Source organism: Flavobacterium sharifuzzamanii (assembly GCF_003254585.1).
In the GTDB taxonomy this organism is placed as follows: Bacteria; Bacteroidota; Bacteroidia; order Flavobacteriales; family Flavobacteriaceae; genus Flavobacterium; species Flavobacterium sharifuzzamanii.
Genome location: NZ_QJGZ01000032.1, coordinates 18,145 through 29,781 on the forward strand (window position 1 = coordinate 18,145; position 11,637 = coordinate 29,781).

At 31.8% G+C, this 11,637-nt stretch carries 10 protein-coding genes; 7 read left to right on the forward strand and 3 right to left on the reverse strand.

Annotated elements, in window-relative coordinates:
• Window positions 1–85 precede the first annotated feature (85 nt).
• The gene (locus DMA14_RS02605; protein WP_111422898.1) at window positions 86–355 is read right to left on the reverse strand and encodes a DUF1294 domain-containing protein; all 270 of its coding nucleotides are present in this window, start codon (window positions 353–355) and stop codon (window positions 86–88) included.
• Window positions 356–470: 115 nt separating this feature from the next.
• Here DMA14_RS02605 and DMA14_RS02610 point away from each other — a divergent pair, with 115 nt between their 5' ends.
• Entirely contained in the window at window positions 471–2,594 is a 2,124-nt protein-coding gene (locus DMA14_RS02610; RefSeq protein ID WP_111422900.1) for a Tex family protein, read from the forward strand.
• A gap of 105 nt (window positions 2,595–2,699) precedes the next feature.
• On the opposite strand, the gene DMA14_RS02615 is transcribed toward DMA14_RS02610, so the two are convergent.
• On the reverse strand, window positions 2,700–5,270 hold the full coding sequence (locus tag DMA14_RS02615; protein WP_162536272.1) for a T9SS type A sorting domain-containing protein: 2,571 nt from the start codon (window positions 5,268–5,270) through the stop codon (window positions 2,700–2,702).
• Between the two features lie 119 nt (window positions 5,271–5,389).
• Window positions 5,390–5,569 (reverse strand): Sec-independent protein translocase subunit TatA/TatB, encoded by a 180-nt coding sequence (locus tag DMA14_RS02620; RefSeq protein WP_008465789.1) that lies wholly within the window; start codon window positions 5,567–5,569, stop codon window positions 5,390–5,392.
• 213 nt (window positions 5,570–5,782) lie between these two features.
• Between DMA14_RS02620 and DMA14_RS02625 the strand changes: the two genes are divergently transcribed.
• From DMA14_RS02625 to DMA14_RS02650, 6 genes are all read left to right on the forward strand, one after another.
• Window positions 5,783–6,289, forward strand: coding sequence for a peptidase (locus DMA14_RS02625; protein WP_111422904.1), 507 nt, complete (start codon window positions 5,783–5,785; stop codon window positions 6,287–6,289).
• Between the two features lie 11 nt (window positions 6,290–6,300).
• The gene (locus DMA14_RS02630) at window positions 6,301–7,785 is read left to right on the forward strand and encodes a GH3 auxin-responsive promoter family protein (protein WP_111422905.1); all 1,485 of its coding nucleotides are present in this window, start codon (window positions 6,301–6,303) and stop codon (window positions 7,783–7,785) included.
• A 9-nt stretch (window positions 7,786–7,794) separates the two neighbouring features.
• Window positions 7,795–8,184 (forward strand): hypothetical protein, encoded by a 390-nt coding sequence (locus DMA14_RS02635; RefSeq protein WP_111422907.1) that lies wholly within the window; start codon window positions 7,795–7,797, stop codon window positions 8,182–8,184.
• A gap of 120 nt (window positions 8,185–8,304) precedes the next feature.
• Window positions 8,305–9,984 carry a DUF6909 family protein gene (locus tag DMA14_RS02640; RefSeq protein WP_111422908.1) on the forward strand — a complete coding sequence of 560 codons (1,680 nt, stop codon included), beginning with the start codon at window positions 8,305–8,307 and terminating at the stop codon, window positions 9,982–9,984.
• A 9-nt stretch (window positions 9,985–9,993) separates the two neighbouring features.
• The gene (locus DMA14_RS02645) at window positions 9,994–10,989 is read left to right on the forward strand and encodes a hypothetical protein (RefSeq protein ID WP_111422910.1); all 996 of its coding nucleotides are present in this window, start codon (window positions 9,994–9,996) and stop codon (window positions 10,987–10,989) included.
• A gap of 72 nt (window positions 10,990–11,061) precedes the next feature.
• A complete protein-coding gene (locus DMA14_RS02650; protein ID WP_111422911.1) occupies window positions 11,062–11,616 on the forward strand; it encodes a hypothetical protein in 555 nt (184 codons plus the stop codon).
• The last annotated feature ends 21 nt before the right edge of the window (window positions 11,617–11,637 follow it).

The following is an 11,637-nucleotide window of genomic DNA, read 5'->3' on the forward strand; positions in this document are numbered from 1 at the left end:
TTTTAATTTGCTCGGTTTTTTATTTTAAGTGTTTATTATTCAGTTATTTATATAGTATTTTTTGAGTTATCAACAATGTTAATATCTACTTTTTATAATTTAAAAAAGCAAATATAAGTGTAGCTTGAATTACTAAAATAACAGCAAACTTTACAATAAAAGAAGTTTTACTCGTTTTATGTTTAAATAATAACATTGCTGTTAATAACCCTGGAGATCCCCCGGCTAAAGCCATGAGAAACAAGGTTTTTTCAGGAACACGTCGGTTATTTTTTCGGGCTTGAGATTTGTCATATCCCGCGAAAATAAAAACGAGAATGTTTATCAATAAAAAATATAGTAATAAAACTTCCATTGGCTTAAAATTAGAAACAAAGATATTATTTTAGCCGAATGATTTACTATTTTGCAGAAACGTTTTAACAAGTAAATTATATCATTTTAAGTAAGAAAATCATTTCATTATAAGTATGACTAATATTCAATTCATTGCCAAGTCTGTGCAGGCGCCCGCAGTCAGTATTCAAAACACAGTTAAATTATTAGAGGAAGACTGTACGATTCCGTTTATTTCGCGATATAGAAAAGACGCAACAGGAAATCTTGATGAAACTGTAATTGAGCAGATTGCAAAACTTCAAAAAGATTATGATACACTTATTAAACGTAAAGAAGCGGTTTTAAAATCTATTGAAGAGCAAAAGGCACTTACGCCAGATTTGAAGAAAAAAATTGAAGACAGTTTTGATTTACAAGAAATCGAAGATTTTTACCTTCCATACAAAAAGAAGAAAAAAACAAAAGCCGATGTGGCGCGAGAATTCGGTCTTGAACCTTTGGCAAAACTGATTATATCTGAAAGTGATGCAGATATTGATTTTATTTCGACACAATACATTAATGAAAATGTTATTAACGAAGAAGCCGCTATTCAAGGCGCTAGAGATATTGTAGCCGAATGGATTAATGAAAATATTTATGTTCGTAAACAGCTTCGTAGATTGTTTCAGCGAAAAGCGACCATTGCTACAAAAGTGGTTAAAAAGAAAGCGGAAGAAGAAGGAGCGCAGAAATTCAATCAATATTTTGATTGGGAAGAACCTTTAACAAAAGCACCAGCACACCGTTTGTTAGCAATGCTTCGTGCAGAAAATGAAGGTTTCATCAAAATGAAAATAGATGTTGATATCGACGATGCTTACGATGTTATTGACGAAATCATCATTAAAAAACAAAATAATACGACAGCGCATTTACAGCTGGCGATTGAAGATAGTTACAAACGTTTATTGAATCCGGCAATAGGAAACGAAACGTTGCAGGAAGCAAAAGCAAAAGCAGACGCAAATTCTATTCAGGTTTTTGCTAATAATTTAGGTCAGTTGTTATTGGCGCCGCCGTTGGGAGAAAAACGTATTTTGGCAATTGACCCAGGATTTAGAAGCGGTTGTAAAGTAGTTTGTCTGGATGAAAAAGGCGATTTATTATACAATGAGACGATTTATCCGCACGCACCTCAAAACGAGGAAACTATGGCGATAAAGAAAATCCGTTCGATGGTAAATGCGTACCAAATTGATGCGATTTCTATTGGAAACGGAACAGCTTCGCGCGAAACGGAATTTTTCATCAAAAAAATCGCGTTTGACAAACCAATTCAAGTATTTGTGGTTTCTGAGGCAGGCGCTTCAGTATATTCGGCTTCAAAAATTGCGAGGGAAGAATTTCCGAATTATGATGTAACTGTTCGTGGTTCGGTTTCTATCGGAAGACGACTTTCAGATCCGTTGGCCGAATTGGTAAAAATCGACCCGAAAGCAATTGGAGTAGGGCAGTATCAACATGATGTTGACCAGACTAAATTGAAAGAAGAATTGGACAGTACGGTAATTCGTTGCGTAAACTCGGTTGGAATCAACATTAACACAGCAAGTAAGCATTTACTAAGTTATGTGAGTGGAATCGGAGAGAAGCTGGCGGAAAACATTGTACAATACCGTTCTGAAAATGGACCTTTTGAAGATAGAAAGCAGCTTAAAAAAGTGCCACGTTTAGGAGACAAAGCGTATCAGCAAGGAGCGGCATTTATTAGAATTACAAATGCTAAAAATCCGCTGGATAATTCGGCAGTGCATCCAGAGGCTTATCCGGTTGTTGAAAAGATGGCGAAGGACTTGAATATTTCTTTGAATGAATTAATTGCAAACAAAGAGAAAACAGCGCTTATTAAAGCTGAAAAGTATGTAACACCTGAAATTGGTTTACTTACGCTAAAAGACATTATTAAAGAGCTTGAAAAGCCGGGATTGGATCCAAGAAAGTCGGCTAAGGTTTTTGAATTTGATGCCAATGTAAAATCGATTAAAGATTTGAAAACCGGAATGATTTTACCAGGAATTGTTAATAACATCACCAACTTTGGCTGTTTTGTTGACATCGGAATCAAAGAAAGCGGTTTAGTGCATATTTCGCAGTTAAAAGCTGGATTTGTAAGCGATGTAAATGAAGTTGTGAAATTACACCAGCATGTTGATGTGAAAGTGACTGAGGTTGATGAGGATAGAAAGAGAATTCAGTTGACGATGATACTTTAAAATTTCAAAAAGGAAATTCCAAATTCCAAAATGGTTGGAATCTTTTAATAAAAAACTCCCAAATTACATTCGTAATTTGGGAGTTTTAGTTTATAAATCAAATAATTATATTTTTATAAATTTTTGAGAGGTTTCTCCATTTTCGGCTTTTATTTTAATTAAATATAAACCCGATGTAAAAGAACTTACATCTATTGAAGTATTTACATTTTCTTTTGTGTAAATTAATCTTCCCAACAAATCATAAATTTTTACTGAGTAATTAGATTCATTTAATGAGTTGATGTTTAATGTATTTTTTACTGGATTTGGCCATAGAGAAAATGATTTGTTTTCTTTGATGAAATCTTCGTTTGATAAGACCACTTCAGTTCCTTTTAAACGTATTATAAAAGCGGCAGGAATATCTGTTTTATAACTAGAAAATGCTCCTCCTAGAATAATTTTTCCATCTTTTTGTAAGGCAATTGAATTTAATCCAACGGTATCATTTTCAGATATATAATTATACACTAGACTAAAATTACTTCCAATAAATGTTGTATCTATACTTCCATCAGTATTTAGCCTAGCAATTCTATTAGCTGCATAATTATTATAAACTGAAAACTCACCTGCAACAATTATTTTTCCATCTTTTTGTAAAGCTATTGAATTAACATAGTAACTAAAACCATTATTTGTTTTAAATGTGCTGTCTATACTTCCATCAGAGTTTAATCGTATCAAATAATTTGGAGTTTGATTTTGATAGTACTTAAATCTTCCACCAACAATTATCTTGTTATCAGGTTGAACTACAATTGATAAAATATCACCCAATGTATAAGTACTTCCAAAACCTGTACCTATATTAAAAGTAGTATCTTTACTTCCATCAGAATTTAAACGAATTAAATAATTTTGACTGACTCCCTGATAGTTTTTAAATTTTCCTCCCACAATAATTTTCCCATCAGACTGTAAGGTTAGGGATAAAACTTCGCCATCAAATCCAGTTCCTATATTAAACGAAGTATCTTTACTACCATCTGAATTTAAACGTATAAGACGATTTTGACTAACATTTTGGTAAAGAGAAAAAAGACCTCCTACAATAATTTTCTCGTCAGGTTGTATGGCTGTACAATTTACAGTGCTATTAAGGCCACCAGTCCCTATATTAAATGAAGTATCCTTGCTTCCGTCAGAGTTTAAACGAATTAAAGAGTAATTATTTTCATTTTTATATTTAGTAAAAGCGCCACCCACAATTATTTTACCGTCCGTTTGCTGGTTTATGGTATTTACAGCAGCATTAAATCCACTTTCAATATTGAAAGAAGAATCTTTACTTCCATCAGAATTATAGCGAATTATATAGTTTTGAGAAACTTCATTATGTGTAGTAAACTTTCCACCTGCTAAAATTTTATTATCAGATTGTATGGTAATTGTATTAACAAGGTTACTTAATCCGTTACCTTTACTAAATGAAGAATCTCTACTTCCATCAGCATTTAAACTTATAAGATAATCGTTTCTAAGTCCTTGAAAAGTGGTAAAGTCACCACCCATTATAAGTTTTCCGTTGTTTTGTAAAGTAATCGTATAGACTGAGTAACCATTTGCAATTCCAAAACCATCGTCAGTTTTAAAAGAATCGTCAACACTTCCATCGATATTTAGACGAATGACATGATTCTCGTTAGGTTTGTTGTAATTAACAAAGTTTCCTCCAGCAACTATTTTTCCATCTGGTTGAAGACAAAGGGCTTCAACATTATAGTTTAGTGCAAATTTCAAATTAAAAGGGGTATCTGTACTTCCATCAGAATTTAAAGAGATTAAGCCTGTTTCTGTTTGCGTTCCAGATCTATAAAACCATCCTCCGGCAATTATTTTTCCATTTGGCAAAACAAGTAATTTTCGTACTGCGCTGTTAAATAATGTATAAGTATTGAGAGAGGAATCTCTTGTTCCATCAGCATTTAATCGAATTAAATCGTATTGATAGGCATCTTGAAATTTAGAAAAACTACCTCCAGCTACTATTTTACCATCATTTTGCATTGCTAAGCAATAGACAATATCATTAAACCCGGTACCTATATCAAATGTTGTATCTTTCGTTCCATCAGGATTTAATCGGATCAAATAGTTTTGGGTATTGCCCTGATAAGACTTAAAACCACCTCCAACAAGTATTTTACCATCAGGTTGAATCAATATAGTATGTACTGTTCCACCACGATCGTAATCCTTAACTTTAACAAATCCAGTACCTATATTGAAGGTATTATCTTTACTTCCGTCTGGATTTAGACGAATAAGATAATTTTGATTATTATCTTGAAATTTAGTAAAATTTCCTCCCACAAGAATTTTTCCATCAGCTTGAACAGCTATTGTATAAACACTTGAATTTAATCCTTTTCCAAGGTTAAAGGATTCATCTCTACTACCGTCAGGATTCAGACGTATCAAATAATTTGCAGTTAATCCTTGATAAGCAATTAAATGGCCTCCTACAAGAATTTTTCCATCTGATTGTAAAGCTGTGGTAAGTACAGGATTATTAAAACCAGGAAAGACCCCAAAATTAGTATCAATTTCTGTTGGGTTTTGAGCAAAAGTGATTAAAAATTGGAAAAAGAAAATTAAAAAGAAAATTAAAAAGAGTAGAGTTTTTTTCATATACATAAGTTTGCGTCAAATATATAGAAATTTTCTCTCAGAAAATTTGGCGAAATTTGTAAGCATAAAAAAATCCCAGACTACAATTGTAATCTGGGATTTTGATTTTTTCGAATTTATTATTTCGTTTCTTCTTCTTGTTTTTTAGAAGCAGCAGGTTGATCGTCTTTAGCAGCGTTTTTAAATTCCTTAATTCCACTTCCTAAACCTTTCATTAATTCTGGAATTTTTTTACCTCCAAAAAGTAATATCACAATACCTACGATAACAAGGATTTCTGTAAGACCTAATCTTCCCATGACTAATATATTTAATGCCGAAGCAAATTGTTTTTCTTAATTATTCCGCAAAGGTATATAGAAATATACGAAATAGAAGTATTTTTAGTTTAAAATATTTCGATTAGACCGCGTTAAATATTTTATAAAATCGTAAATTATAGGTCTTCATGAAATTTTTTGAATAAATATCATGATGATTAATTATTATATTTGCTAGCATAAAGAAGGATAATGACTCAAAAAAAGAAAAAGAATTTTAGAAAAAAATTGTTCATTAAAAACCGATTAGTAATTTTAAATGAAGACACTTTTGAAGAGATATTTTCTTTTAGGCTTACTTTAATGAATGTCTTTGTAACGTTTACTTTAGGCGGAATATTTCTAATTTTGGTCACTACTTTCATCATTGCTTTTACGCCCCTTCGCGAATTTATTCCTGGATATTCATCTACAGAACTGAAGCGAAACGCGACAAGACTAGCAATTAAATCGGATTCATTAGAAACAGCTTTAAAACAAAATGAAATTTATATAAAAGGAATTCAAAAAGTTTTAAAAGGGGAATTAGAATATTCAAAATTTAATAAAGATTCTATATTAGCAGAATCTGTTGAAGATGCTTCAGACTTAAATATGAAAGCATCTGATGCTGAAATAAAACTGAGAGAAGATGTCGCTGAAACAGAAAAAGAACTGAAGGCTGAATCTAAAGACAAAAAGAAAAGTGACAAAAAATAATACCACTGAAAATGTCAATTAAGTCAATTGCGGCGAAAATTTTTGCCCGAAAAATATATAAACAAACTCTTAGATGGGCTGAAAAACCTGTTGAAACGCAACATAAGGTTTTTGAAAGTTTGATTGAAAATGCTCAAAACACTGAGTTTGGAAAAGATCACCATTTTAATCAAATAAAAACGGTTGAAGATTTCCAAAAACAAGTTCCAGTAAGAGATTACGAAGATTTAAAATCGTATGTTGAAAAGGTTGTAAAAGGCGAAGCAGATATTTTATGGAAAGGAAAACCATTGTATTTTGCTAAAACTTCGGGAACAACTTCGGGAGCAAAATTTATTCCGCTGACCAAAGAATCGATGCCTTATCATATTGAAGCAGCCCGAAATGCCATTCTGCATTATATTAACGAAACTGGAAAAGCAGATTTTGTTGACGGAAAAATGATCTTTTTACAAGGAAGTCCAATCCTCACAGAGAAATACGGAATTAAATTTGGAAGACTTTCTGGAATTGTGGCGCATTTTGTTCCTAAATATCTGCAGAAAAACCGAATGCCATCTTGGGAAACCAATTGCATTGATGATTGGGAAACCAAAGTAGATGCTATTGTAGACGAAACGATAAAAGAAGATATGTCGGTTATCTCTGGAATTCCGTCTTGGGTTCAGATGTATTTTGAGCGTTTACAGCAAAAAAGTGGCGGAAAAAAGATTAGCGAGATATTCAAAAATTTTAATCTGTTTATCTACGGCGGAGTTAATTATGAACCTTATCGTGCTAAGTTTGAGCAGATGATAGGAAAAAAAGTGGACAGCATTGAATTGTTTCCTGCTTCTGAAGGATTTTTTGCGTACCAAGATTCACAGAAAGAAAAAGGAATGTTATTACTTTTGAATTCAGGAATTTTCTATGAGTTTATAAAAGCAGATGCATTTTTTAGCGAAAACCCGAAAGTATATACAATTGGTGAAGTTGAGCTAGGAGTAAATTACGTTTTGATTATTTCGACTAATGCAGGGCTTTGGCGTTATAATATTGGAGATACTGTTCAGTTCACCTCTTTGGATCCGTATCGTGTTATAGTTTCTGGACGTATTAAACATTATATTTCGGCTTTTGGAGAACATGTAATTGCAAATGAAGTCGAAAATGCGATGAAAGAAGCTGTAAATTCAACCAATATTGTGATTAACGAATTTACAGTTGCGCCTCAGATTAATCCAGAAAACGGACTTCCGTATCACGAATGGCTGATAGAATTTGAAAAAGAACCTGAAAACATGGAAGTTTTTGCTGAAACGATTGACAGTTCGATGCGAAAGCAGAATATTTATTACGATGATTTAATTACTGGAAATGTTTTAAGAAAGGTTGTTATTACAAAAGTTTCTAAAAACGGATTCCAAGATTACATGAAATCGCAAGGAAAATTGGGCGGACAGAATAAGATTCCGAGGTTATCGAATGATAGAAATATTGCGGATAATTTGAAATAAAAACAGAATTTGGATTTTCACATACCATATGAACAAATTAGAAAAAGAGAATGTGATTTTATAATTACATATCGCTTTTTTTCTCCTGATGAAGGTGGAAGAAAAACTGAAAATCCTATACAAGGGTATCGTTCTGATTTTATGTATTCTGAAGATGAAGAAGCAAAAAAATTATGGATGATTTGGCCTGAATTTTTAGATAATGACGATAATATTATTTTAGATAAATCATTACGAGTTTCGATTTCTGGAAAAGCAAAAATGTGGATTATAAACGAAGAAAATCAAGTTTTACATAAAGAACGAATTAAAATTGGTTTAAAAGGTTTTTTTATGGAAGGACCGCGTAAAGTAGCAGAATGTGAAGTTGTTCAAATTGTAAATCTCAGTTTAAAATAAACGTTATAATTAAATCACATTTTTAGTTTTCAATTGAAATAATATTAATATTTCCTACTTTCGTTTATCGAAATACTTGAATTATCTTCTCAAAAAGATGATTTTTAAAATTAAAAAGACATGAAAGAAACTAAACATATATCAAGATCTAGAGCGCAAGAATCTTCTGCCGCTATAGAAAAAATGTACATTACAATGCGCCATTTATTCAACCGTGGTTTTTATAAACCAATGGGAGTTTCTGGCGACAGCTTACGCGAATCATTATTGGCCTTACGTCCAGAAATTTACGGGAATATTGCCGAAGAAAAAGTAGAACTTAACGGGCTTTTGTATGTTATTGAGCGTCTTCCAATCGGAATAGAACAATGCCGTTTTATCAATTTAACTTCAGACGAAGGATACTCTAAATCGCATTTTCAACCTATTGTTCCTCCAAAAAGAAGAAGAAATTGTTACAGAATCGACGAAGAACAGATGAATGTTGAAATCACGCGTGGACGTTCAGACATTTACGATATTCTTACGCATTTGACTTTCATTTTCATCGAATCTCATAAAATTAAAAATAGAGTTTTAATAGACGATGGGGGAGAAGTTTCACGTGATTGGCAGAAATTAGAGCAAGCCGTTATGCAGACTAAAAAGCTTTCTCAAGTTGAAAAAGAAAAAGCAATTTCTCACGTTGCCAATATTTTAGCTAGAACTTTTGAGGAAGTTTTAGATATTTACGATGCTTTTGGTTCAGAAAATGCTCCAGATCGCTTCTTGCACGTAATTTATTGGTTAGGAAAATTAGCAATCGAAGAGATTGTTGAAAACAATAAACGTACGATAACTTTTAGTCCAGTTTTGCGTGAAAGATTAGGACATCACATTCACGGCGAAATTTGGGCAACAAACATTAAAGAAGTTTTAAAAGCAAACGATTTGCTGAAAAGACCAATTCACGTAATCAGTGCCAATATGCATAGTGTGATGAATTCGATTTTTGCAACGCCTTTGCTGAAAACAAAATATAAAGGAAAAACAGATTTTTTTATTTACGAAGAATTAAGCGGTTCTGGTTCAAAAGAAATCAGATCTCAAGTAGAAGATTTGGCTCTAAAAAATGGAATGATTTCGCTGCCAGATTGTTCAGGAACCAATATTGACGTTCAGATTTTTGATACAGCTAAAATTGACTGGTCAAAAACGGCATTCTCACATGCAAATGTAGGTGAAGATAAACCTGTAATTATCGTAATGGATTATGCATTTGGAGAACAGGCGTACGAAACTATTGATGAGCTTTTGAAACCATTCAAAAAAGAAACTTTACTAAATGTAAAATCGGTTTCTATTATGGGAAAAGCCGGAATTTTGGAAGGCGGAAAAGGAGATATCATGATTCCTACGGCACATATCAACGAAGGAACAGCAGATAATTATTTCTTCGAAAACGAACTAACAGGCGCAATGTTCGAAGGAAACGATATTGACATCTATGAAGGTGCGATGGTTACCGTTCTTGGAACTTCATTACAAAACAGAGATTTATTGAAATTCTTCCACGAATCTACTTGGGGTGTAATTGGTCTTGAAATGGAAGGGTCTTATTATCAAAAAGCCATTCAGTCAGCATCTAAAATTAGAAAAAGCGTTCCGCATGATATTAAAGTTCGTTATGCTTATTATGCCTCAGATAATCCTTTAGAAACAGGAAGCACACTAGCTTCAGGCGGATTAGGAACAACGGGTGTAAAACCAACCTATTTGATTACTATTAAAATTTTAGAACAGATTTTCAACATCAAATAAGAATTGTAAATGAGTACAAAAGTACCGCAAAACATAGAAGATCAAGAGATTGATATAGTTCAGGTTTCAAAAAGTATTGGTAATTTTTTCAGCAGAATTAATGCCAATATTTTTCGCTTAATTCAATTTTTTGTTCGCAATTGGGTTATTGCTTTGATTTTAGTTTTAAGTGGGTTTGGTTTGGGATTATTGATAGATATGACCCAAAAAAAATACAACCATGAAATTATTGTGGCACCAAATTTTGATAGCACAGAGTATTTATATGCAAAAATTGATTTAATCTACTCTAAAATTAAAGAAGGCGATACTCTTTTTTTAAAAAATACTGTCGGAATTCAGTATCCTAAAAATCTTAAATTTATTGCAATTAGACCTATATCTGATGTCTATAAATTGATTGAGAATAAACCGGAGAATTTTGAATTGATTAAGTTGATGGCGGATAATGGAGACATCAAAAAGATTATTGAGGATAATCTAACAAGTAAAAATTACCGATATCACAGAATTTCAATTAGTACAGATGAAATAGCTGATAGTAAAAAAATTATTGAGCCACTTTTAATTTTTTTAAATAGAACAGAATTCTATAAAAAAATTCAAGAAGCAAGATTGGTTAATGTTAAAGAGAAAATGAAACAAAATGATTCTACTATTTCTCAGATTGACGGAATCTTAAAAGAATTTTCCAATACTGCAAATAGCCCTCAAAAAAGCAACAGCTTAGTTTATTATAATGAAAACACGCAGCTAAATGAGGTTATTAAAACAAAAGGAGATTTAATTAATGAACAGGGTTCGCACAGAATTGAATTAATCGGGTATGATAAGGTTATAAAAGATATTAGCACAACAGTAAATATTGAAAAAGAAGGTTTCTTTTATGGACATATGAAGCTAATATTTCCCGTTTTATTCGTTTTTCTTTACATTTTACTACATTTCTTTAAGGCTTTTTACAGAAAACAGAAGTTATTAATTGTAGAGAAAACAAATGTTTAAAAATCGAACAACAGCATTAGTTGAGATAAAATTTTATAAAGTTTAAAAACCAAATTAGCCCAAAAATTTAAAATGAAAACAAAACTATTTTTTGCAAGTTTGATTTTACTTGTAGCGTTTACTTCATGTAAGAAAGAAGCAAATCAAAAACAAGATGAGGTTAAACCAGCTGAAGTTGAAACAAAAAACAATAATTTTCAGGTAACTCTGACAGTAACCGTAAAAACAGACGATCATTTTCAGTTGTATTACAGCCAAGATGCTTACGAAGTTCCGTATAAGGAAGAAAATTCAGTTTGGACAGAAGTAAAAGCAAATGAAAATCCTCAGGACATTGTTTTTAATCTTCCTGAAGATGTAATTCCAAACTATATCAGAATTGATTTTGGAACAAATGAAGAACAAAAAGAAATCATTATTAAAAACTTTAAAATGAAGTATTACAGTAAAAGTTTTGAAGCCAAAGATTCATTATTTTTCAATTACTTTATTCCAAATGATTGCGTAAAAATTGTAGACAAGAAAAACTCAATTATACAAAACTTCAAAACAAAAGAAGGAAAATACGATCCGTTGTTTTATTCAGAAAAAGCACTTTACGATCAAATTCAATTAATCGTAAAATAATATTTAAGAGCCACAAAAATG